20 protein-coding genes and 7 tRNA genes are annotated in these 23454 nt (G+C 51.4%); 3 read left to right on the top strand and 24 right to left on the bottom strand.

Annotation, left to right across the window (positions count from 1 at the left end; all coding sequences use genetic code 11):
- Positions 1 to 125: 125 nt before the first annotated feature.
- Positions 126 to 608, top strand: coding sequence for a zinc ribbon-containing protein (locus HV350_RS17190; protein WP_003022748.1), 483 nt, complete (start codon positions 126 to 128; stop codon positions 606 to 608).
- Between the two features lie 49 nt (positions 609 to 657).
- Here HV350_RS17190 and tssD read toward each other — a convergent pair whose 3' ends face one another.
- The 12 genes from tssD to miaB form a co-directional block, all read right to left on the bottom strand.
- Positions 658 to 1137 carry a type VI secretion system tube protein TssD gene (tssD, locus tag HV350_RS17185; protein ID WP_181628985.1) on the bottom strand — a complete coding sequence of 160 codons (480 nt, stop codon included), beginning with the start codon at positions 1135 to 1137 and terminating at the stop codon, positions 658 to 660.
- Positions 1138 to 1358: 221 nt separating this feature from the next.
- Positions 1359 to 2072, bottom strand: coding sequence for a hypothetical protein (locus tag HV350_RS17180; RefSeq protein ID WP_019076264.1), 714 nt, complete (start codon positions 2070 to 2072; stop codon positions 1359 to 1361).
- 171 nt (positions 2073 to 2243) lie between these two features.
- On the bottom strand, positions 2244 to 3179 hold the full coding sequence (gene rihA / locus HV350_RS17175) for a pyrimidine-specific ribonucleoside hydrolase RihA (protein ID WP_181628984.1): 936 nt from the start codon (positions 3177 to 3179) through the stop codon (positions 2244 to 2246).
- Positions 3180 to 3295: 116 nt separating this feature from the next.
- On the bottom strand, positions 3296 to 4021 hold the full coding sequence (gene gltL / locus HV350_RS17170; protein ID WP_003022754.1) for a glutamate/aspartate ABC transporter ATP-binding protein GltL: 726 nt from the start codon (positions 4019 to 4021) through the stop codon (positions 3296 to 3298).
- Positions 4021 to 4695 carry a glutamate/aspartate ABC transporter permease GltK gene (gltK, locus tag HV350_RS17165; RefSeq protein WP_003022757.1) on the bottom strand — a complete coding sequence of 225 codons (675 nt, stop codon included), beginning with the start codon at positions 4693 to 4695 and terminating at the stop codon, positions 4021 to 4023. Before gltK ends, gltL begins: the two co-directional genes overlap by 1 nt.
- The gene (gltJ, locus tag HV350_RS17160; protein WP_016152241.1) at positions 4695 to 5435 is read right to left on the bottom strand and encodes a glutamate/aspartate ABC transporter permease GltJ; all 741 of its coding nucleotides are present in this window, start codon (positions 5433 to 5435) and stop codon (positions 4695 to 4697) included. Before gltJ ends, gltK begins: the two co-directional genes overlap by 1 nt.
- 288 nt (positions 5436 to 5723) lie before the next feature.
- On the bottom strand, positions 5724 to 6632 hold the full coding sequence (gene gltI, locus HV350_RS17155; protein ID WP_016152242.1) for a glutamate/aspartate ABC transporter substrate-binding protein GltI: 909 nt from the start codon (positions 6630 to 6632) through the stop codon (positions 5724 to 5726).
- 357 nt (positions 6633 to 6989) lie between these two features.
- Positions 6990 to 8528: an apolipoprotein N-acyltransferase gene (lnt, locus tag HV350_RS17150; RefSeq protein ID WP_094760687.1), complete on the bottom strand. Its 1539-nt coding sequence runs from the start codon at positions 8526 to 8528 to the stop codon at positions 6990 to 6992.
- 24 nt (positions 8529 to 8552) lie between these two features.
- Complete coding sequence (gene corC / locus HV350_RS17145) at positions 8553 to 9431, bottom strand: CNNM family magnesium/cobalt transport protein CorC (protein ID WP_005121418.1); 879 nt, start codon at positions 9429 to 9431, stop codon at positions 8553 to 8555.
- 162 nt (positions 9432 to 9593) lie between these two features.
- Positions 9594 to 10061 (bottom strand): rRNA maturation RNase YbeY, encoded by a 468-nt coding sequence (gene ybeY, locus HV350_RS17140; protein WP_101699813.1) that lies wholly within the window; start codon positions 10059 to 10061, stop codon positions 9594 to 9596.
- Entirely contained in the window at positions 10058 to 11104 is a 1047-nt protein-coding gene (locus tag HV350_RS17135; RefSeq protein ID WP_019076268.1) for a PhoH family protein, read from the bottom strand. The genes ybeY and HV350_RS17135 overlap by 4 nt, the downstream gene beginning before the upstream one ends.
- A gap of 191 nt (positions 11105 to 11295) precedes the next feature.
- The gene (miaB, locus tag HV350_RS17130) at positions 11296 to 12726 is read right to left on the bottom strand and encodes a tRNA (N6-isopentenyl adenosine(37)-C2)-methylthiotransferase MiaB (protein WP_016152245.1); all 1431 of its coding nucleotides are present in this window, start codon (positions 12724 to 12726) and stop codon (positions 11296 to 11298) included.
- A 145-nt stretch (positions 12727 to 12871) separates the two neighbouring features.
- Here miaB and ubiF point away from each other — a divergent pair, with 145 nt between their 5' ends.
- Positions 12872 to 14047: a 3-demethoxyubiquinol 3-hydroxylase gene (ubiF, locus tag HV350_RS17125; RefSeq protein ID WP_049040671.1), complete on the top strand. Its 1176-nt coding sequence runs from the start codon at positions 12872 to 12874 to the stop codon at positions 14045 to 14047.
- Between the two features lie 103 nt (positions 14048 to 14150).
- Here the strand turns inward: ubiF and HV350_RS17120 are convergent.
- The 12 genes from HV350_RS17120 to nagB all read right to left on the bottom strand — a co-directional run bounded on the left by HV350_RS17120 (position 14151) and on the right by nagB (position 21143).
- A tRNA-Gln gene (locus tag HV350_RS17120) sits at positions 14151 to 14225 on the bottom strand.
- Between the two features lie 36 nt (positions 14226 to 14261).
- Positions 14262 to 14336 (bottom strand) — tRNA-Gln (locus HV350_RS17115).
- A 43-nt stretch (positions 14337 to 14379) separates the two neighbouring features.
- A tRNA-Met gene (locus HV350_RS17110) sits at positions 14380 to 14456 on the bottom strand.
- Positions 14457 to 14477: 21 nt separating this feature from the next.
- A tRNA-Gln gene (locus HV350_RS17105) sits at positions 14478 to 14552 on the bottom strand.
- 37 nt (positions 14553 to 14589) lie between these two features.
- Positions 14590 to 14664: transfer RNA gene (locus HV350_RS17100), tRNA-Gln, on the bottom strand.
- 23 nt (positions 14665 to 14687) lie between these two features.
- A tRNA-Leu gene (locus HV350_RS17095) sits at positions 14688 to 14772 on the bottom strand.
- A gap of 8 nt (positions 14773 to 14780) precedes the next feature.
- Positions 14781 to 14857: transfer RNA gene (locus HV350_RS17090), tRNA-Met, on the bottom strand.
- Positions 14858 to 15079: 222 nt separating this feature from the next.
- Positions 15080 to 16744: an asparagine synthase B gene (gene asnB, locus HV350_RS17085; RefSeq protein WP_003835552.1), complete on the bottom strand. Its 1665-nt coding sequence runs from the start codon at positions 16742 to 16744 to the stop codon at positions 15080 to 15082.
- A 252-nt stretch (positions 16745 to 16996) separates the two neighbouring features.
- The gene (gene nagD, locus HV350_RS17080; RefSeq protein WP_005121413.1) at positions 16997 to 17749 is read right to left on the bottom strand and encodes a ribonucleotide monophosphatase NagD; all 753 of its coding nucleotides are present in this window, start codon (positions 17747 to 17749) and stop codon (positions 16997 to 16999) included.
- A 155-nt stretch (positions 17750 to 17904) separates the two neighbouring features.
- Complete coding sequence (locus HV350_RS17075; protein ID WP_016152247.1) at positions 17905 to 19125, bottom strand: N-acetylglucosamine repressor; 1221 nt, start codon at positions 19123 to 19125, stop codon at positions 17905 to 17907.
- 8 nt (positions 19126 to 19133) lie between these two features.
- Positions 19134 to 20282 (bottom strand): N-acetylglucosamine-6-phosphate deacetylase, encoded by a 1149-nt coding sequence (nagA, locus tag HV350_RS17070; protein ID WP_032931096.1) that lies wholly within the window; start codon positions 20280 to 20282, stop codon positions 19134 to 19136.
- A 60-nt stretch (positions 20283 to 20342) separates the two neighbouring features.
- The gene (gene nagB / locus HV350_RS17065) at positions 20343 to 21143 is read right to left on the bottom strand and encodes a glucosamine-6-phosphate deaminase (RefSeq protein ID WP_003022803.1); all 801 of its coding nucleotides are present in this window, start codon (positions 21141 to 21143) and stop codon (positions 20343 to 20345) included.
- A 342-nt stretch (positions 21144 to 21485) separates the two neighbouring features.
- On the opposite strand from nagB, the gene nagE reads away from it, so the two are divergent.
- Positions 21486 to 23435, top strand: a complete 1950-nt coding sequence (gene nagE, locus HV350_RS17060) for a PTS N-acetyl glucosamine transporter subunit IIABC (RefSeq protein WP_181628982.1) — start codon at positions 21486 to 21488, stop codon at positions 23433 to 23435.
- The last annotated feature ends 19 nt before the right edge of the window (positions 23436 to 23454 follow it).

Here is a 23454-nt window from a genome sequence, read left to right as displayed (position 1 = left end):
TTCAACGTTGAATTCCCGTAAGGATAATTCTTGCACGAATTTACACACTCTGTGGACAGTCTTGCAAAGCGTAGCGTAAATAACGTCTATTATTATAGACAGTTAACGACCCAGGAGGCGAAGCGATGAACAAGGTTGCTCAATATTACCGTGAACTGGTGGCTTCACTGAGTGAACGCCTGCGTAATGGCGAACGCGATATTGATGCGTTGGTGGAACAGGCGCGTCAGCGCGTTATGCAGACCGGGGAGTTAACGCGCACCGAGGTGGAAGAGCTCACCCGGGCCGTCAGACGCGACCTGGAAGAGTTTGCTCTGAGCTATGAAGAAAGCCTCGATGAGGAGACCGACAGCGTCTTTATGCGGGTTATCAAAGAGAGTATCTGGCAGGAACTGGCCGATATTACCGATAAAACGCAGCTCGAATGGCGCGAAGTGTTCCAGGACCTCAGCCATCACGGGGTTTATCACAGCGGCGAGGTGGTCGGGTTGGGCAATCTGGTCTGCGAGAAGTGCCACTTCCATTTGGCGGTGTACACTCCTGATGTGCTGCCGCTATGCCCGAAATGCGGACACGATCAGTTCCAGCGTCGACCGTTTGAGCCGTGATTTTCACCTGAGAGCCGCTAACGCGGCTCTGTGAGGGATTGCGAATGTGTTACGCCACAACGCGTTGATTCCAGGCATCCGTATAGATGATATTTCCATCGCAATGCTTCCATGTGATGCTTTCATAGCGTAGCAGAATGGTTTCAAGATGTGTCCCGGTTGAAGCTCCAGGATAAAGATCTGCGGTAATGGATGTGATTTTTACATTGTTTAGAATGATATTAAAATACTCCTTTTCCATTCCAGCTTCGGTGAGCGTGTACATTTTTATCGTTGCGCATTTAAGTGTCGCTCCTTCGCTTTGAGCCTTATATAGCAGGGGAGTTACACGATCAAATTCTTTCTGAAATTGGATTGGAGCATGAATGCGCGTACCTGTTAGCCGCCCTGTATTACCATCTGTTGGAATATTTACATTATGGGTAAGGGATTTTATTTCTATAGCACCTACTCGATCAGAGACCAGAGACGAACCTACAAGCGGGGAACCATTAGCATCAACTAACCAAAGATAAGCTGGATTAGACATTATAAATTCCTTTTATGTATTGGCTTAATAAATATATAATATTGGGTTATTTGAATTTTTCGAATTTTTCTGTAATGAACGGATAATACCAAAAAATAGCAATAATACTGATTAGCATTAGCTCCCACCAGTATTCAGGAAATAAATATAACCAGAGTACGGCAAAAAAAATCAAGATTGCTGGGAGTACAAGATTATAGAGTACAACTGATATTAGACTCTTAAACATCGAATCTTTCCATGATTTCGTCGGCAAGCTGATCGAGGTTAGAATAGATACCAGCATGAACTTTCTGAATTATTTCTGAAAGAGCTGGCTCAACGAAGTAATAGAGCATCTCCAGCTTTGCTTGGTAAAGAATCCAATAATAACTTGGATCTATTGCTTTCAGTGCCCGGGCTGCCATAGCTGCTTTTTGCTGAAACCCATAGACCTGCAGAAGATAAACGCCAACTGGCATTTTACCAGCCAGTTTTTGCGCAACGGCTTTTGACAGAAAATCTGACTGTGCAATAGCTTCCGCCATAGCTGAGGCAACAGCAAACCGTGTACCACTTGCCACTGTTATACGAGCAGCAAGGTTTGCTGCGTTGCGAACCATCTTTTGGGCAGAACCTTCTTTGTTACCTTCTCTAACATCTTTGCTCACGGTCAGGAAATATAAATACAGCATATATGTAATAACATCGTGGTATCTGAATATAGACATGATGGAATAAACAGTCCTTATCTCTTCAGATTTCAATTCCTGACATACATCATTATATCTGGGGATTAAACAGCTCGAATACCAGCTAGCTCTTTCTATTCCTGAATAAATATCAGAGGCGATGCCTTTTGCGGCCTGTATCGTATTTGTGAATCCATTCTCAATATATATAGATAACTGCCTGTCATTCTGAAACCTTACCCTGAGATAATCTGAAGCATTCATTCAGTGTTCCTCTGATTTGTTGTGCCGGATGTTGCATGATACATTAATCTGCTGGGGGATTTATTCAGTATTACCTGACAAATTAATGAAGTAACGCAGTATTCACGTTCGCTATTAGCTAACAGTAAAATCGCTATGATTCAACATAGCGATCTTACTCAATGATAAATTTCAGGCGTAAAATTTCAAACGCTCCGCTAGCAGATCGACAAACTCCTGGCGATCCACGTCCACCATCACGGTGGCGTTTGGCTTATTGCCGCTCAGGGAGTAGTAGTCAACCACGGTCATTCCCTGGGTGTATTTGCCCTGAGTTTCCACACCAACCCAGCGTTCAACGGTGGTAAACAGTTCAGGTTTCAGCAGCCAGGCAATGGTGCATGGATCGTGCAGCGGCGCGCCAATAAATCCCCATTTTTCATCTTTGTGATATTCAAAGAAGAAGTCGAGTAGCTCTGCAACGATTGTCGAAATGGGATTGCCGATAGCGCGGAACCGTTCGGTATCTTCACGATGTATTTGCGCTTTATGCGTGACATCTAGTCCAGCCATCACCACCGGAATGCCCGACTGGAACACGATCTCAGCGGCTTCTGGATCCACGAAGATGTTGAACTCGGCGGCGGGCGTCCAGTTTCCGAGGCCCATTGCACCACCCATGATCACGATACGGGCAATTTGGGGGTGCAGTTCAGGATGGCTATTCAGTAGCAATGCCACGTTAGTTTGCGGCCCGGTGGAGACAATCGTCACCGGTTCCTGACTGTTACGCAGGGTTTTCGCCATCAATTCCACGGCGGTACAGTCCTGTGGAGCAAAAGCGGGTTCAGGCAGCGCCGGGCCATCAAGCCCGCTCTCACCGTGGACGTTATCGGCAATTATCAGGTCGCGCATCAGCGGTTTGACTGCGCCACCGGCCACTGGGATATCCGTGCGGTTGAGCAACGTTAACATACGCAATACGTTACGCAGTGTTTTGTCGGGGGTCTGGTTACCGGCAGAGGAGGTTATCGCTTTCACATCCAGTTCAGGTGAAGCGAGGGCGAGAACAATTGCGATAGCGTCGTCATGACCTGGATCGCAATCAAACAGGATAGGAAGTGCCATTGTTGCTCCTTGTAAGTGGGACTTTGTGACAAGGTTAACGCTGGGCTATGCCTGTTTCGAGAAGTGAAGAGATAAATCGTGAGGTGGCGCGCACATGGAGGTGCGCGCCAGCAAAATTAGTGCAGGATTTTCGCGAGGAAGTCTTTGGCACGGTCTGATTTTGGATTAGCGAAGAACTCTTCTTTCGGTGAGTCTTCAACAATCTTCCCTTCATCCATGAAGATCACCCGGTTCGCCACTTTACGCGCAAAGCCCATTTCGTGGGTAACTACCATCATGGTCATCCCTTCATTGGCCAGTTCAACCATGACGTCCAGTACTTCGTTGATCATTTCTGGGTCGAGTGCTGACGTCGGTTCGTCAAACAGCATAGCGATAGGATCCATGCACAGCGCCCGAGCGATGGCGACACGCTGTTGCTGGCCCCCGGAGAGCTGAGCTGGAAACTTCTCGGCATGCGCTGACAGACCAACGCGTTCCAGTAACTTTTGCGCTTTGTCGCGGGCCGGCTTTTTATCGCGTTTAAGCACTTTTACCTGCGCCAGAGTCAGGTTCTCAATAATCGACAGATGCGGGAACAGTTCAAAGTGCTGGAACACCATGCCAACGCGGGAGCGCAGTTTGGCCAGATCGGTCTTTTTATCATTCACCACGGTACCATCAACGGTGATGACGCCCTGTTGTACCGGCTCCAGCCCGTTCACCGTTTTGATAAGCGTTGATTTACCTGAACCTGACGGGCCGCAGACCACCACCACTTCACCTTTTTTCACTTCCGTGGAGCAGTCGGTCAGCACCTGAAAGTGACCATACCATTTAGAAACATTTTTCAGGGTAATCATTAAACTGTCCTTTTCTTCAAATAGCTGACCAACAACGATGCGCTCAGACTGAATACAAAATAAACGGCGCCAGCAAACAGGATCATTTCAACCTGCGTGCCGTCACGCTCGCCAATGGTGGAGGCGGTACGGAAGAAGTCTGCCAGACTCAATACATAGACCAGCGAGGTATCCTGGAAGAGTACGATGCCCTGGGTAAGCAGCAGCGGCACCATCGCGCGGAATGCCTGCGGCAGAATGATGAGTTTCATCGACTGCCAATGGGTCATCCCCAGCGCCAGCGCGGCGCTAGACTGCCCGCGAGAAATACTCTGGATACCGGCGCGGATAATCTCGGAATAGTACGCGGCTTCAAACATCGAAAATGCGACCATCGCTGAGATCAGGCGAATATCGGTTTTTGGCGACAGACCCAGCACGTTTTGCAGGAAGCCGGGCACAATCAGGTAGAACCACAGCAGCACCATCACCAGCGGAATGGAGCGGAATACGTTGACGTAGCCCTTCGCAAACCAGGCAATTGGCGCGAAGCTGGACAGACGCATTACTGCAAGGATGGTCCCCCAGACGATACCAATGACGACTGCCGTGACGGTGATTTTCAGCGTGATGATCAGCCCATCCAGCAGATACGGCAGGGAAGGGACGATAGAACTCCAGTCAAATTCGTACATTATTTGCCTCCCAAATTGCCAGGCAGGCGGATTTTGCGTTCGACGAGATTCATCACCAGCATGATGACGGCGTTAATCAGTACGTAGGCCAGAGTGATGGCCGTAAACGATTCCCATGCGTGGGCGGAGTAATCCAGTAGTTTACCTGCTTGCGCAGCCATATCGACCAGGCCGATAGTGGAGGCGATCGCGGAGTTCTTTACCAGGTTCATCATCTCCGAGGTCATTGGCGGAACAATCACGCGGTAAGCGTTTGGCAGCAGAACATAGCGGTAGGCCTGCGGCAACGTCAGCCCCATCGCCAGCGCGGCATTTTTCTGTCCGCGAGGCAAAGACTGAATAGCAGCACGAACCTGTTCGCAGACGCGCGCAGCGGTAAACAGCCCCAGACAAAGCATGGATGAGAGGAAGAACTGAATGTTGGGATCCAGTTCTGACTTAAACCACATCCCGATGTTTTCCGGCAGCAGTTCAGGAATGACCAGATACCAGGTAAAAAACTGGACAATGAGCGGAACGTTACGAAACAGCTCGACGTACAGCGTGCCGATCCCGGAAAGGAAACGATTTGGTACGGTACGTAAGATGCCGAATAAAGAGCCGATGAGGAAAGCGATAACCCAGGCGGTGATAGATAACGCGACAGTGACCTGGAAACCACTCCAGAGCCAGCCGAGATAGGTGGTGTTGCCGAACGGGGCTTGTTGTAAAAAAATACCCCAGTTCCAGTCTATAGACATAAATCTACTCCAGAAAAAAAAGGGTAGCAGCGCTACCCCCGAAGATTGTTATTCAGCGTTTTGCGGTTTTCAGGCCTGATGGGGAACGACCATCAGGCTTATAGTCTGTCCGTGCTGAGTAGCAATCGAGAGGGAGGGGAAGCCTCCCTGATTACACTTCATCCTTCAAGATATCTCGTTGTTGGCTGCCTTTATTCATCCCGGTTACTTACTCATGTAAGCGCCCGGGAATTCGCTCAGTTGCCGCCTCGATATAACTTGAAAGGTTTTGTGTACTCTTCTAATTAATTAGTTAAGCGCTTTATCATTCGGTTCTTTGAACAGGGCTTTCATCTCGTCTGACAGTTCGAAATTCATGTTCAGGTTCTTCGGTGGAATTGGATTTTTAAACCACTTATCAAACCATTTCTCAGCTTCGCCTGAGGTCTGCGCCTTGGCGATAGTGTCATCCATCAGCTTTTTGAACTGAGGGTCATCTTTACGCAGCATGCAGCCGTAAGCTTCCTGAGACTGCGGCTTGCCGACGATCTCCCAGTTGTCTGGTTTCTTCGCCTTCGCGCGCTCGCCAGCCAGCAGGGCGTCATCCATCATAAAGGCAACGGCGCGGCCGCTTTCCAGAGTACGGAAAGAGTCACCGTGGTCTTTCGCGCTGATGATGCGCATATCCATTTTTTGCTCTTCATTCAGCTTGTGCAGCAGCACCTCTGAGGTGGTACCCGAAGTCACGACTACGGCTTTACCTTTCAGATCGGCGAAATCTTTGACGTCGCCGCCTTTTTTCGCCAGCAGACGAGTACCGACAACGAAAATGGTGTCAGAGAAAGCCGCTTGTTTTTGGCGCTCGACGTTGTTGGTGGTGGAGCCACATTCAAAGTCGAAGGTGCCGTTTTGCAGCAGCGGGATACGGTTTTGTGAAGTAATCGGGATCAGTTTCACCTGCAGGTCAGGCTTGTTCAGCTTTTTCTTCACGGCTTCAACGATCGCGTTGGAGTAATCCTGTGAATAACCGACCACTTTTTGTTGATTATCGTAGTAAGAAAACGGTACCGATGATTCACGGTGGCCGACCACAATCACGCCGTTTTTGGCGATCTTGTCCAGCGTGCTGCCTGCCGCTGGTGCTGCGTCTTCTGCGTGCGCCAGACCGGCGGACATTCCCATGACCAGCATGGCAGTGGCGAGCTTACGTAATTGCATATCCAACTCCTTTATCGTCTGCGCCAGGGACGCATTGATACCCATTGTGATGTTGTTATTGTTTGCTACTAAAACGTGCAGTCTTGTATATGTTTGTTAACATTTAGTTTGGATGAATGTAAAGAATTTGCTGTTTTATTGTTTATTTTTGCGAAGTGCGCCGCACCATTTGGGGGCAAAAATATCTTGTTGCACTTTTCAGGTGCTACCGGCGCTCAACGTTGGTGCGACCAGGTTGCACATTCAGCCAAAACTGCATTTGTCTTGTAGAACAAAGCAATAGACGTGCCAGAATGGGGAGCGGGAAATGTTTTGTGGGCCGGATAAGCGAAACGTTATCCGGCCGGGGAAGGAAGGTTACTTACGACGCTGGCGCAGGCTCATTACCACCGCACCAAAGCCAAACAGCGCGGTCAGCAGCCAGAGCGGCCAGTTACCGGTACGGGCATAAGGGGTTAAGCCCGTCGTTGGCGTCACGCTGGTGGTCAGGACCTGGCGGGTAAACTGCGGGATCATCGCCTGAATCTCACCCTGTGGACCAATCACCGCCGTAATACCGTTGTTGGTGCTACGCAGCAGAGGGCGCGCCAGCTCGAGGGAACGCATACGCGCCATCTGGAAGTGCTGCCACGGGCCGATGGATTTACCAAACCAGGCATCGTTGGAAATCGTCAGCAGGTAGTCCGTATCCGGGCGGAAATTATCCCGTACCTGTTCGCCAAGAATGATTTCATAGCAGATGGCAGCCGTCAGCTTAAAGCCGTGCGCATGCAGCTGTGGCTGCACATAAGGCCCACGGCTGAAAGACGACATTGGCAGGTCAAAGAACGGCGCTAACGGGCGCAGGATCGATTCCAGCGGGACGAACTCGCCAAACGGTACCAGATGGTTTTTGTTATAGCGGTTGCTGGAGTCGTAACTGTACGGGCTGTCTTTACCCAGCGTGATGATGGTGTTGTAGGTGTCGTAACGATTCTGCTTGTTCAGACGTGCGTCAACGATACCGGTAATCAGCGTGCTGTTTTTCGATCTCAGCAGGTCATCCATCATGCCCAGAAAACGCTGCTGATTAATTTCCAGGTCCGGAATAGCGGATTCTGGCCAGATGATCAGCTGTGATTTGCCCATCTCAGGCTGGGTGGCGTCGAGATAAATCTTCAGGGTGTTGAGTAACTGACCTTCATCCCATTTGAGCGACTGCGGAATGTCACCTTGCACCATCGAGACCTGAGTGGTTTTTTCCGGCTCAAGCGTGTACCACTGGATATAGCGCAGCGGAAAGGGCAGAGCAAAGAGCACTAGCGCGGCAATCAGCGGCTTCCAGTTACGCGTCACCAGCGCCAGCGCCAGCAGGCCACTAACCACCATCAGCAGGAAGTTAATCGCCTCAACGCCCATCACCGGAGCCAGCCCTTTTAACGGACCGTCGATCTGACTGTAGCCGAACTGTAGCCACGGGAAGCCGGTCAGTACCCAGCCGCGCAGGAATTCGGTTATTTGCCAGACGACCGGCGCGGCAATCGCCACGCGTATCCAGGTGGTTTTCGGCCACAGACGCGCCAACACGCCGGCAAACAGGCCGGTGTAGAGGGAAAGGTATGCGGCAAGCAGAACCACGAGGAACACATTAATGGGGCCCGGCATACCGCCAAACTGCGCGATGCTGACGTAAACCCAGTTGATGCCGGAGCCAAACAGCCCCAATCCCCAGAAGTAGCCGATTGCGGCAGACTGGAGCGGACGGCGATTGAAGGTAAGAGCCTGCAGGCCCATCAGCGAAACGATCGCAGCGGGCCAGATGTCATACGGAGAGAAAGCCAGCGTCCCGCAGGCACCGAATAATAACGCCAGCAGCAGGCGAATGCGCTGGCGTTCAATTAATGGGGCAAATGCCATGTAGTCTTAGATCCAGTTTCGGGTTTATTCGTCCAGTTTGGGCTGGGGTGAGTCGTCCGGAATTCTGACATGAACCTGAATAATACGACGGCTGTCGGCCATTGCCACTTTGAACTGGTAACCATCAATGTCGATAGTCTCCCCGCGCGCGGGCAGATGACCAAAGGCCTGCATAACCAGCCCGCCGATGGTATCTACTTCTTCGTCGCTAAAATGGGTACCGAAAGCGTCGTTGAAGTCTTCGATCGGCGCCAGAGCGCGAATGGTCCAGGTGTGGCGACTGAGCTGACGGAAATCGATATCGTCTTCTTCGTCGTACTCATCTTCAATTTCACCCACGATCAGTTCAAGGATGTCCTCAATGGTCACCAGACCTGAGACACCGCCGAATTCGTCGATGACGATAGCCATATGATAACGCTGGGAGCGGAACTCTTTCAGCATGCGGTCAACTCGCTTGCTTTCAGGTACGACAACCGCCTGGCGTAACACTTTCTCCATGCTGAAGGCTTCGGCATCGCTGCGCATAAACGGCAGCAGATCTTTGGCCATCAGAATCCCTTCAATGTGATCTTTGTCTTCGCTGATCACCGGGAAACGCGAGTGGGCAGACTCGATAATGACATCGAGACATTCGTCCAGGGTCTGGTTGCGTTTCAGGGTAATCATCTGAGAGCGAGGGATCATGATGTCGCGCACGCGTTGGTCCGCAATATCCATCACCCCTTCGAGCATATCGCGCGTATCTTCATCGATAAGGTCGTTTTGCCCGGAATCACGGATCAGCTCCAACAGTTCGTCGCGGTTTTTTGGTTCACCGTGGAAAAGTTGGCTCAGTAACAGGGAGAAAAATCCCTTTTTGCTGTTTAAGGTGTCACTACTGTGTGAATTGTCGTCGCTCATGGCGTCGTATGGGTTCTCATGTTAGTTAATACAAAGCTCGTCATGCGTATATTCAGCTGTTGACGGCATGTCTCTTCATCGTACTTCAAACCAGGTAAGCCGGATAAGGCGCAATACCTGATGGCGGCTGCGCCTTATCAGGCTTACAAGATTTCGAAATGCTTATTCTTTCTCGGCAATGTACGGATCCTCATAGCCCAGAGCAAGCATAATCTCTGTTTCTAGGGATTCCATCTCTTCCGCTTCATCGTCTTCGATATGGTCGTAACCGAGTAAATGCAGGCTACCGTGCACCACCATGTGCGCCCAGTGGGCCTCAAGCAGTTTGCCTTGTTCCTGCGCTTCTTTCTCGACTACCTGACGGCAGATGATCAAATCGCCCAGCAGCGGCATTTCAATGCTCGGCGGGGCTTCAAACGGGAAAGAGAGTACGTTGGTTGATTTATCTTTCCCGCGATAGGTCAGGTTCAGCTCGTGGCTTTCCGCGTCATCGACCAGACGAATGGTAACTTCAGACTCTTCCTGAAACTGTGGGATCACCGCATCCAGCCAACCCTGAAACTGACTTTCTGTTGGTAAACCAGATTCGTCTTCACATGCCAGCTGTAAATCGAGAATAACCTGACTCATTTTTGTTCCTGCTCCTGAGCTTCGCGCTTGCGTTCTGCAGCCAGCTCGGCTTTGCGTTTCTGTTCTGCTTCTTCCCAGGCTTCATACGCCGTGACGATACGGGCGACCACCGGGTGGCGAACCACGTCTTCGCTATGGAAGAAATTAAAACTAATTTCGTCGACTTCAGCCAGTACTTCAATGGCATGACGCAGACCGGATTTGGTGCTTCGCGGCAGGTCAATCTGGGTGATATCGCCGGTGATAACCGCTTTAGAGTTAAAGCCGATACGGGTCAGGAACATTTTCATCTGTTCGATGGTGGTGTTCTGGCTCTCATCAAGAATGATGAACGCATCGTTTAACGTACGACCACGCATGTAGGCCAGCGGCGCAACTTCAATGACGTTACGCTCAATCAGCTTTTCGACCTTCTCAAACCCGAGCATTTCGAACAGTGCGTCATACAGCGGTCGTAAGTAGGGATCGACTTTCTGGCTGAGGTCACCCGGCAGGAAGCCGAGTTTTTCGCCCGCTTCCACTGCCGGACGGGTCAGCAGGATTCGACGGATCTCCTGACGCTCAAGCGCATCGACCGCAGCGGCAACCGCAAGATACGTTTTACCCGTACCCGCAGGGCCAACGCCAAAGGTGATGTCGTGGTCGAGGATATTCGCAATGTATTGTGCCTGGTTCGGCGTACGCGGCTTAATTACCCCGCGCTTGGTTTTGATGTTCACCGCTTTGCCAAATTCCGGCACGCTGTCTGCGCTTTGCTCAAGCACTCGCGCTTCTTTAATTGCCAGATGAATTTGTTCAGGCTCAATGTCCTGCGTCTGACCACGCATTGGGGCAGTATCGACGTACAGGCTACGTAAAATATCTGCCGCCGCGGTGACGCAAATTGGGCGACCGGTCAGCTTAAAGTGGTTATCACGGCGGTTAATTTCGATGCCGAGGCGACGTTCCAACTGCTTGATGTTGTCATCAAATGGGCCGCAAAGGCTCAACAGGCGGGCATTGTCTGCGGGTTCAAGGGTGATTTCACGAGTGTCTATGTTCAAACTGTTCCTCTTTTGCATGTCTTGCCGGACGCTGAACATTTACCGGCATCTAAGGAAATTATTCACGCCATGGGGGAAAGGCGCAAGCATTGCGATAAATATGGGGATGATGAGGTAGATTACAAGGCCCGCCGGGGCAGCGAGCCCAGAAGAGTAAGCCCGACAAGCGTAGCGCCATCGGGCATTGAAGATTAAGGCTGATAAATACCGACGCCCAGATCGTTTTCTTTGCGGGTACGCGCAATAACTGACTCAGGGGATTCAGCGATGCGCAGACCCATTTCGTCTTCGGTGCGCACCACTTTACCGCGCAGGGAGTTCGTCCAGACATCGGTAATTTCTACATCCACGAACTTACCGACCATTTCCGGGTTGCCTTCAAAGTTCACCACTCGGTTATTTTCGGTTCGGCCAGACAGTTCCATGATGCTTTTACGCGATGTGCCTTCAACCAGAATGCGCTGGGTCGTGCCGACCATGCGACGGCTCCAGGCCATAGCTTGCTGGTTAATACGCTCTTGCAGAATATACAGGCGCTGTTTTTTCTCTTCTTCCGGCACGTCGTCAACCATATCGGCGGCAGGGGTGCCTGGACGCGCAGAGAAGATAAAGCTGTAGCTCATGTCAAAATTGACGTCTGCAATCAACTTCATGGTCTGCTCGAAATCCTGCGTGGTTTCGCCTGGGAAGCCAACGATGAAGTCGGAGCTAATCTGGATATCCGGACGCGCTGCGCGCAGTTTGCGGATGATCGCTTTATATTCCAGCGCGGTATGGGTGCGTCCCATCAGGTTCAGTACGCGATCTGAACCGCTCTGTACCGGCAGGTGCAGGAAGCTCACCAGTTCTGGCGTGTCACGATACACTTCAATGATATCATCGGTGAATTCGATCGGATGGCTGGTGGTGAAGCGGATACGGTCAATGCCATCGATCGCCGCGACCAGACGCAGCAGATCGGCAAAAGATCCGATCGTGCCGTCGTAGTTTTCACCGCGCCAGGCGTTCACGTTTTGTCCCAGCAGGTTCACTTCACGCACGCCTTGCGCCGCAAGCTGGGCGATTTCAAACAGGATATCGTCCGCCGGACGGCTTACTTCCTCACCGCGGGTGTATGGCACCACGCAGTAAGTACAATATTTATTACAACCTTCCATGATTGACACGAATGCGCTTGGACCTTCAGCACGCGGTTCCGGTAGGCGGTCGAATTTTTCGATCTCCGGGAAACTGATATCAACCACCGGGCTACGGGTGGTACTTCCACGCACTTTGTTGATCATTTCTGGCAGGCGATGCAGGGTTTGCGGCCCAAAAATAATATCGACATAGTGCGCGCGTTGGCGAATATGGTCGCCTTCCTGAGACGCAACACAGCCACCGACACCGATGATCAGCTTGGGATTTTTCTCTTTTAACAGCTTCCAGCGGCCCAACTGATGGAAGACTTTTTCCTGAGCCTTCTCACGGATAGAGCAGGTATTCAGCAGCAGCACATCTGCTTCTTCGGCCACGTCGGTCAGTTGATACCCATGGGTGGCATCCAGCAGATCGGCCATCTTCGATGAATCGTATTCGTTCATCTGACAGCCCCAGGTTTTAATATGGAGTTTTTTGGTCATCGACTTGCTCTTGCGAAATTGTGGCTGAAATGCAGGGCGCATAGTGTACTGCTTTGGCGCGGTTGTGACCAGTATGACGGATGTCAGCCTCAAGGGGTAAAAAATCCTGTAAACTTACACAATACATGTAACAGGATAATTGACCATGACAAATCAACCAACGGAAATTGCCATTGTCGGCGGGGGGATGGTCGGCGGCGCGCTGGCGCTAGGACTGGCGCAGCATGGATTTACGGTAACGGTCATTGAACATGCCGTTCCCGCGCCGTTTGTGGCTGACGGACAGCCAGATGTCAGAATTTCGGCCATCAGCTCCGCCTCCGTGTCGTTGCTAAAAGGGCTGGGCGTCTGGGATACGGTTCAGGGGATGCGCAGCCATCCTTACCGTCGTCTGGAAACGTGGGAATGGGAAAATGCCCATGTGATGTTTGATGCCGCCGAGCTTAAGCTGCCCTTGCTGGGCTATATGGTGGAAAACACGGTCCTGCAACAGGCGCTCTGGCAGGCTCTGGACGTTCACCCCAAAGTCACGCTGCGCGTGCCTGCGTCGCTGATCTCTCTGCATCAACATAACGATCGGCATGAGCTTGAGCTGGCTGGTGGCGAAAAAATCAGCGCGAAGCTGGTCATCGGCGCCGATGGCGCAAATTCTCAGGTGCGGAAAATGGCCGGGATTGGTATCCATGCCTGGCAGTATGCGCAGTCCTGTATGTTGATAACCGTGCAGTGCGAGAATTCGCCGGGAGACAGCACCTGGCAGCAATTCACCCCTGACGGTCCGCGCGCATTTTTACCGCTATTTGATAACTGGGCCTCGCTGGTGTGGTACGACTCACCGGCGCGTATCCGCCAGTTGCAAGGTTTGAATATGTCGCAACTGCAGGTGGAGATCGCCAAACATTTCCCATCGCGACTCGGTAACGTTACGCCTGTAGCAGCGGGGGCATTCCCGCTAACGCGCCGTCACGCGCTGCAATATGTGCAGCCAGGACTGGCGCTGGTGGGTGACGCCGCGCATACCATTCATCCGCTGGCGGGGCAGGGCGTTAATTTGGGGTTCCGTGATGTGGATGCGCTGATTGACGTGCTGGTGAATGCGCGCAGCTACGGTGAGTCCTGGGCAAGCCAGCCGGTGCTGAAGCGCTATCAGAACCGTCGCATGACTGACAATTTCATCATGCAAAGCGGCATGGATCTGTTCTACGCAGGATTTAGCAACAACCTGCAGCCGCTGCGTATCATGCGTAATCTTGGGCTAATGGCCGCAGAGCGCGCCGGCGTGCTGAAACGCCAGGCACTCAAGTACGCGTTAGGATTGTAATTCAGACAGGCCTACAGAGAACGTTGTAGGCCTGGTAAGCATAACGCCATCAGGTAATAAATGCAGGAAAGCAAAAAGCTCGCCGAAGCGAGCTTTTTTAATATGGCTGGGGTACGAGGATTCGAACCTCGGAATGCTGGTATCAGAAACCAGAGCCTTACCGCTTGGCGATACCCCAACGGGTGCATCCACAGAATGGACGGCTTTTTGAAATTGGCTGGGGTACGAGGATTCGAACCTCGGAATGCTGGTATCAGAAACCAGAGCCTTACCGCTTGGCGATACCCCAACAATTTTTTGGATTTACCGAACGAGTCGATACGTCCTTAATATGGTGGCTACGACGGGATTCGAACCTGTGACCCCATCATTATGAGTGATGTGCTCTAACCAGCTGAGCTACGTAGCCAGATATTATCATATTCTTCGATGGCTGGGGTACCTGGATTCGAACCAGGGAATGCCGGTATCAAAAACCGGTGCCTTACCGCTTGGCGATACCCCAATGACCGTTGCGGTGAACCGCTACATCGAAGAAAAAATGGCTGGGGTACCTGGATTCGAACCAGGGAATGCCGGTATCAAAAACCGGTGCCTTACCGCTTGGCGATACCCCATCCGTGCAACGCTTACGGGTGAATGGTGCGGGAGGCGAGACTTGAACTCGCACACCTTGCGGCGCCAGAACCTAAATCTGGTGCGTCTACCAATTTCGCCACTCCCGCAAAAAAGATGGTGGCTACGACGGGATTCGAACCTGTGACCCCATCATTATGAGTGATGTGCTCTAACCAGCTGAGCTACGTAGCCATCTTTTTTTCGCGTAACCTTATCGGCGTTGCGGGGCGCATTATGCGTATTGAGCCTTGAAGCGTCAACCCCTTTTTCATTGAAAATAGCTGGAATGTGACTGTTTGGTTAGGTTGCGAACAGCATGACGCAATATTCGGCAATTATTAGTTATTAATTGTTTTTTTGCACAGAAAATAGACATAAAAAAGAGCCCCGTAGGGCCCTTTTCTAAGGATTAACTTATTTATAAGCGGACTGATGTACGCCAACCGCACGACCAGAAGGATCGTTCATGGTTTTAAACGCCTCATCCCATTCGATTGCTTTGGCAGAAGAACAGGCAACAGACGGCCCGCCAGGCACACATTCCGCAGCGCTCGCAACCGGGAACAGCTCTTCGAAAATCTCACGGTACAAATACGCTTCTTTAGAAGATGGCGTATTGTAAGGGAAACGGAAGCTGGCGGTTTCCAGTTGTTGGTCAGAAACTTGCTCAGCGGCCACCTCTTTCAGGGTATCAATCCAGCTGTAACCGACACCATCGGAGAACTGCTCTTTCTGACGCCATGCAACGCTTGCTGGCAGGTAGGATTCAAAACATTCACGCAGAACATGTTTTTCCATTTTGCCGTTGCCGCACATTTTGTCCTGCGGGTTGATGCGCATCGCCACATCAAGGAATTTCTTATCCAGGAAGGGCACGCGAGCTTCCACTCCCCAGGCCGACATAGCTTTGTTGGCACGGGCACAGTCGAACATATGCAGCGCCTGCAGCTTACGCACGGTCTCTTCGTGCAGCTCTTTTGCATCTGGTGCTTTGTGGAAATAGAGATAGCCGCCAAATACTTCGTCAGAACCTTCGCCCGACAGCACCATTTTGATGCCCATCGCTTTAATTTTACGCGACATTAAGTACATCGGGGTCGAGGCGCGAATCGTCGTAACATCGTAAGTTTCGATGTGATAAATCACGTCGCGGATAGCATCCAAACCTTCCTGCACGGTGAAGTGGATCTCATGGTGTACAGTACCCAGATGGTTCGCCACCTCTTGTGCGGCTTTCAGGTCCGGAGCGCCTTCCAGGCCTACGGCGAAGGAGTGCAACTGCGGCCACCAGGCTTCGCTACGCTCCTGATCTTCAACACGACGCGCGGCGTATTTTTTGGTGATTGCGGAAATGACGGATGAATCCAGACCGCCGGACAGCAATACACCATAAGGAACATCTGACATCAGGTGGCTTTTCACTGCATCTTCCAGTGCCTGACGCAACTCGTTTTTATCGGTAACGTTGTCTTTTACCGCATCGTATTCAAACCAGTCGCGCTGGTAGTACTGACGAATTTCGCCGTCTTTACTCCATAAATAGCTACCGGCCGGGAATTCTTTGATCGTGCGACACACGGGAACCAGGGCTTTCATTTCAGACGCAACGTAGAAGTTACCGTGCTCGTCGTAACCCATATACAGCGGGATGATCCCGATATGATCGCGACCGATCAGGTAAGCGTCCTGCTCGCTGTCGTACAAAGCAAAAGCAAACATGCCTTGCAGGTCATCCAGAAACTCTGGGCCTTTTTCCTGATACAGCGCAAGGATAACTTCGCAGTCGGAACCGGTCTGGAACTGATAGCGATCGCCATATTCAGCGCGCAGCGCCTGATGGTTATAAATTTCACCGTTAACCGCCAGGATATGCGTTTTCTTCACGTTGTACAGTGGCTGAGCACCGGCGTTGACGTCGACGATGGACAGACGTTCGTGCGCCAGAATGGCGTTATCACTGGCGTAAATACCCGACCAGTCCGGGCCGCGATGGCGCATCAGACGAGACAATTCCAGGGCTTTTTTACGCAGTTCAACTGCGTCAGTTTTAATATCGAATACGCCAAAAATAGAACACATAACCTTCTCCGTTAACCTGTTGCGTGATGCTTTTTATGTTTGCTTGATAAAGAAAATGCCGCAAAGCTGGAGAGGGCGCAAGTGAATTACGGGTCAGAAAATAAAAAACGCAATGGTCATTGTGGATTGGTGAAAAAAGATTACAGAATAGACGGGTTTATTAATGAATCGATAATTTTATGGCGGTTTTATTAAATGGAAGGATTTCTTCTGGCCGGATATGACGCGGGGGCGTCTTATCCGGCTTACGCATCAAATCACATCAATTTCCGCAACGGACGGGTAAATCCAGCTTGGTCTGAACGGCATGCTGTCAATGTCGTCGAGCGTCGAAACGCCAGACAATACCAGGATGGTTTCGAGACCCGCCTGGAAGCCCGCCAGAATATCGGTACGCAGGTTGTCGCCAACGATAACGGTCTCTTCCGAATGCGCCTGCATTTTGTTGAGCGCCGCGCGAATAATCCACGGGCTGGGTTTGCCCACATAAAACGGCTTGCGGCCAGAGATTTTTTCGATACCGGCGCACAGCGCACCGCAGGCAGGATAAAAACCGCGTCCGTGAGTATCCGGGTTTGTGGCGATGAAACGCGCGCCGTTGGCCACAAAATATGCCGCTTTATGCATCATGTCCCAGTTATAGGATCGCGTCTCGCCAACAATCACAAAATCGGGGTTCACGTCAGTTATAGTAAACCCGGCTTTATACAGCTCGTGAATTAACGCACCTTCACCTACCACGTAGGCCTTTTTCCCTTCCTGGCGGCGAAGAAAATCAGCGGTAGCCATGGCGGAAGTATAAAAGACGCTATCAGGGACATTCACACCCGCGGTGGCGAAGCGGTTTGCCAAATCCTGCCCGGTCTGTGAAGGATAGTTAGTCAGCAAAACTAACGGCAGACCTTTTTCCAGGATCCCAGTCAGAAATTCTGCCGCACCTGGTACGGCAACATTGTCGTGCATCAGCACGCCGTCGATATCACAAATTACATTCTTAATGGCCATGGACAATCCGACATCAAAAAAAGAAGGCATTACTATACACAAAATACACTAAATCATTCGAGTTGCATCAAGGCGGCAAGTCTGAGAACCCCGGAAGCTTACCGAAGTAAGTGACTGGGGTGAGCAGATGCAGCTAACGCAGAGGCTGCTTGGTATTAGCTTTCCAGCAAACGTTGCAGCAATGTACCGTTGAGCATCGCACGCTTCACCAGCGCAAAGGCGCCAATGGCTGAGCGGTGATCCAGCGTGGAACGAACCACCGGTAAATTGTGGCGAAACGCTTTCAACGCCTGCGTGTTGATACAGCTTTCTATAGCAGGCAGCAGCACTTTATCAGCCTCGGTAATTTCGCCCGCAATGACGATTTTTTGTGGGTTAAACAGGTTGATGGCGATGGCGATGGTTTTACCCAGGTGACGACCAACGTGCTCAATGACTTCTGATGCCAGGTTATCGCCTTTATTAGCCGCCTTACAGATGGCTTTAATGCCGCAATCATCCAGCGTGAGTCGGCTTGGATAACCCTGTTTCAATAAGTTCTGCACGCGGTGTTCAATAGAGGCATTGGCGGCAATTGTTTCCAGACAGCCGAAATTACCGCAGTGACAGCGCTCACCCAGCGGCTCTACCTGAATATGGCCAATCTCACCCACGTTGCCATTGCGACCAATAAAAATTCGGCCATTGGAGATGATTCCCGCCCCGGTTCCGCGGTGAACACGCACCAAAATGGAGTCTTCGCAATCCTGGCTTGCCCCGAAATAGTGCTCGGCCAGCGCCAGACTGCGAATATCGTGACCGACAAAGCAGGTGACCTTAAAGCGTTTTTCGAGCGCTTCGACCAGCCCCCAGTTTTCGACCTGAATGTGCGGCATATAGCGGATGACGCCGCTTTCAGGATCAACCAGGCCTGGCAGAATGACGGAAATCGCAACCAGCTCGCGGATTTTCCGCTGGCAGTTCTCAATAAAGGTGGCAATGGTGTTGAGCAGCGCATACTCCAGCGTTTCCTGGGTGCGCTCCGGGAGGGGATAATGCTCTTCAGCGACCACTTTACTGCTCATATCATAGAGCGTGAGCGTAGTATCGTGGCGGCCTAAGCGAACGCCAATCGCATGGAAATTGCGGGTTTCGGTGACGATAGAGATAGCGCGGCGGCCCCCGGTGGAGGCCTGCTGGTCGACTTCTTTGATCAGCCCGCGTTCAATCAATTGACGCGTAATTTTCGTTACGCTGGCGGGGGCAAGCTGGCTTTGCTCGGCAATTTGAATTCGCGAGATTGGCCCATGCTGGTCAATCAGGCGATAAACCGCCGCGCTGTTAAGCTGTTTTACGAGATCAACATTACCTATTTGAGCTTGTCCGCCTGGTGTCATTCTTTCTCTTACTCAGTAACGACCTCGTTGCCATTAACGATGGTCTTGATAATTTTAAAGTCGTGCGTGAACGCAGTCAGGTTGGCTACTTTGCCTGGCGCGATGCTGCCGAGTTGTTTGTCGACGCCAATGGCGCGAGCAGGGTAGAGCGTTGCCATACGTAAGACTTCGTCGAGAGCGATATTCGCATGTTCGACCAGATTGCGTACGCCTTCAATCATGGTTAATGATGAGCCGCTCAGTGTACCGTTCTCATCAACGCACAATCCATTACGGTAGTATATTGTTTTACCAGCGAAAATGAACTGTTCAATGTTTGCACCTGCTGGTGCGGTTGCGTCGGTGACCAGGCACAGCTTGTCGCCTTTCAGGCGTTTGGCATTACGAATGTTAACGTAATCAACGTGGAGGCCATCAGCGATGATACCGCAATAGATATCGGCTTCATCAAGAATAGCGCCCGCCAGACCAGGTTCGCGGCCGGTAATGTACGGCATCGCGTTGAACAGATGCGTCGCAAAGGTGATGCCTGCGCGGAACCCGATTTTTGCTTCTTTTACCGTTGCATTTGAGTGACCCGCAGAAACCACAATACCCGCATTCACCAGTTTGGTAATGACCTCTACCGGGACCATTTCTGGCGCCAGCGTTACTTTGGTGATCACATCGGCATTATTGCACAGGAAATCAACCAGCGCAGCGTCCGGTTGACGGACAAATCCCGGATTATGGGTGCCTTTTTTCACCAGATTCAGCCACGGGCCTTCCAGATGAAGTCCTAGTGCCTGATTCGGGTGTTTCGCCAGGTATTCACGCATGACGCGAACGCCTTGTTTCATCAGGTCATCGCTGGTGGTGATAAGCGTTGGCAGGTAGCTGGTGCAGCCAGATTTTTCATTGGCTTTCTGCATGATTTCCAGCGTTTCAACGGTCACGGCTTCTGCCGTATCGTTAAACTGTACGCCGCCGCAGCCGTTTAGCTGTACATCGATAAAACCGGGGGAAACAATGGCCCCATTCAGTGAGCGCTGTTCAATTCCTGACGGTAACTCAGCCAGTGGGCAAACGCTGTCAATCAGGCCATTGGCGACAACAATCGCATGGTCATCAAGAATTTCGTGACCGGTAAAAATCCGGCCCTGGGTTAAAGCATACATTCCGACCCCCGATTTCAAAAAATGCCGCCCTGCAACTTATCGACAGAGCGGAGACATCAATTACAGACCTTTAATATTTTCCGCTTCTAACTCGTTAAAGTATTTCAGCGTCTTCACTTTCAGTTCCATGGTGGAAGGCTCATCGCAGACCACAACTGCTTTCGGATGCAGCTGCAGACAGCTGATGGTCCACATATGGTTAACGTTGCCTTCAACGGCGGCTTGCAGCGCCTGCGCTTTCTGGTGGCCCAGTACCAGGATCATCACTTCTTCAGCATCCAGCAGGGTGCCCACACCAACGGTCAGCGCATATTTAGGCACCTGGCTGACGTCGCCGTCAAAGAAGCGTGAGTTCGCAACACGCGTGTCGTGAGTCAGCGTTTTGATGCGGGTACGGGAAGCCAAAGAAGAGGCTGGTTCGTTGAACGCGATGTGACCATCGTTGCCTACGCCGCCCATAAACAGGTGGATTTTACCGTAAGAACGGATTTTTTCTTCATACTGACGGCATTCTGCATCAATATCCGGTGCGTTACCATTGAGGAGGTTGATGTTTTCTGCTGGAATATCAACGTGATCAAAGAAGTTGCGATGCATGAAGCTATGGTAGCTTTCCGGATGCTCTTTCGGCAGGCCAACATATTCGTCCATATTGAACGTCACAACATGCTTGAAGCTTACCTGGCCCGCTTTGTGCATTTCAACCAATGCTTTGTAGGCTGTCAGCGGAGTACCGCCAGTCGGCAGGCCCAAAACGAACGGACGATCAGCCGTTGGTTTGAACGCGTTAATACGGTTAACGATATGGCGAGCAGCCCATTTGCCGACTTGTTCAGCGGTATTCAGGGGGATCAGTCTCATTCTTCACCTCAAAAGTAAATGTAAGCAATTGGCGGATTGAGTCTCTGTGCAGTATTAAGCGTAACCTGGTTTTGCATCGGTAAGGATCAATCCGTTTCGATTTTTTGAATGATAAAATAAGTTTTCGTAGTTAGCCAGTGGAAGGGAGGGTTAATAACGATATTTGGTGACTGGAATCACAAAAAACACGCATTTAATTTGCGATACGAATTAAATTTTCACACACTCTGAATGTAGATGAATGGTTAATATTGTTGTTCCAGAATCTTGCTGTCAGGAATGGTCGCACAATAAAAATATGGCTTCAAAGAAGCCTAATCGGGGTCTCGTAGGGGGAATAAAATGAATATTTTAGGTTTTTTCCAGCGGCTGGGTAGGGCGTTACAGCTCCCCATCGCTGTGCTGCCAGTCGCGGCACTGCTGCTGCGATTCGGCCAACCAGATTTACTTAACGTACCCTTCATCGCGCAAGCGGGTGGGGCCATCTTTGATAACCTGGCGTTAATTTTCGCTATCGGTGTGGCTTCCAGCTGGTCAAAAGACAGCGCGGGTGCTGCAGCGCTGGCGGGTGCGGTCGGTTATTTCATATTGACCAAAGCAATGGTTACCATTAACCCGGCCATCAACATGGGCGTGCTGGCAGGTATCATCACTGGTCTGGTCGGCGGTGCAGTGTATAACCGTTGGTCTGGTATCAAATTACCTGACTTCCTGAGCTTCTTTGGCGGCAAACGCTTCGTGCCGATCGCCACTGGCTTCTTCTGTCTGGTGCTGGCTGCTATCTTCGGCTACGTGTGGCCGCCGGTGCAGAACGCCATCCATGCGGGAGGTGAGTGGATCGTAGGCGCTGGCGCGCTGGGTTCCGGTATCTTTGGTTTCATCAACCGTCTGCTGATCCCAACCGGTCTGCATCAGGTGCTGAACACCATCGCCTGGTTCCAGATTGGTGAATTCACTAACGCTGCAGGTACCGTATTCCACGGTGACATCAACCGCTTCTACGCGGGTGACGGCACTGCGGGTATGTTCATGTCTGGCTTCTTCCCGATCATGATGTTTGGTCTGCCGGGTGCGGCGCTGGCAATGTACTTCGCCGCTCCGAAAGCACGTCGTCCGATGGTTGGCGGTATGCTGCTGTCCGTTGCGATCACCGCGTTCCTGACCGGTGTTACCGAGCCGCTGGAATTCCTGTTCATGTTCCTGGCGCCATTGCTGTACCTCCTGCACGCACTGTTAACGGGTATCAGCCTGTTCGTTGCAACACTGCTGGGGATCCACGCGGGCTTCTCCTTCTCCGCAGGGGCTATCGACTACGTGTTGATGTACAACCTGCCGGCGGCAAGTCAGAACGTCTGGATGCTGGTCGTGATGGGCCTGGTGTTCTTCGTCATTTACTTTGTGTTGTTCAGCGCGGTTATTCGTATGTTTAACCTGAAAACGCCGGGCCGTGAAGATAAAGAAGACGATATCGTTACTGAAGAAGCGAACAGCAACACTGAAGAAGGTCTGGCTCAACTGGCAACCAACTACATTGCAGCAGTTGGCGGTACCGATAACCTGAAAGCGATTGATGCCTGTATCACTCGTCTGCGTCTGACCGTTGCCGACTCCGGTCGCGTAAATGATGCGATGTGTAAACGTTTAGGCGCATCTGGAGTGGTTAAGCTGAACAAGCAAACTATCCAGGTCATCGTGGGTGCGAAGGCCGAATCTATCGGCGACGAAATGAAGAAAGTTGTCGCGCGTGGCCCGGTGGCTGCAGCGTCTGGTGAAAGTGCGCCAGCAGCAGCGGCTCCGGTTGCTAAACCGCAAGCTGTAGCGAACGCTGTAACCGTTGAAACTTTAGTTTCTCCGATTACCGGTGACGTGGTTGCGCTGGAGCAGGTGCCTGATGAAGCCTTCGCCAGCAAAGCTGTAGGCGACGGCGTGGCGGTGAAGCCAACGGATAAAATCGTGGTTGCTCCGGCTGCCGGCACCATCGTGAAAATCTTCAACACTAACCATGCGTTCTGCTTGGAAACCGTTAAAGGCACGGAAATCGTGGTCCACATGGGCATCGATACAGTAGCGCTGGAAGGTAAAGGCTTTAAGCGTCTGGTTGAAGAAGGTGCGGAAGTGACTGCAGGTCAACCGATTCTGGAAATGGATCTGGAGTTCCTGAACGCTAACGCACGTTCCATGATTAGCCCGGTTGTGTGCAGCAACAGCGATGATTTCGGTGCTCTGGTCATTAAAGCCGAAGGTCATGTGGTTGCTGGTCAAACACCACTGTATGAGATTAAAGGTAAATAACTGCTCCTGAGTAAAGTGA

It is taken from the genome of Citrobacter sp. RHBSTW-01013 (genome assembly GCF_013781985.1).
In the GTDB taxonomy this organism is placed as follows: domain Bacteria; phylum Pseudomonadota; class Gammaproteobacteria; order Enterobacterales; family Enterobacteriaceae; genus Citrobacter; species Citrobacter braakii.
The sequence above is the reverse complement of the archived record's forward strand: the minus strand, read 5'-3'. Positions and strand labels throughout refer to the sequence as shown.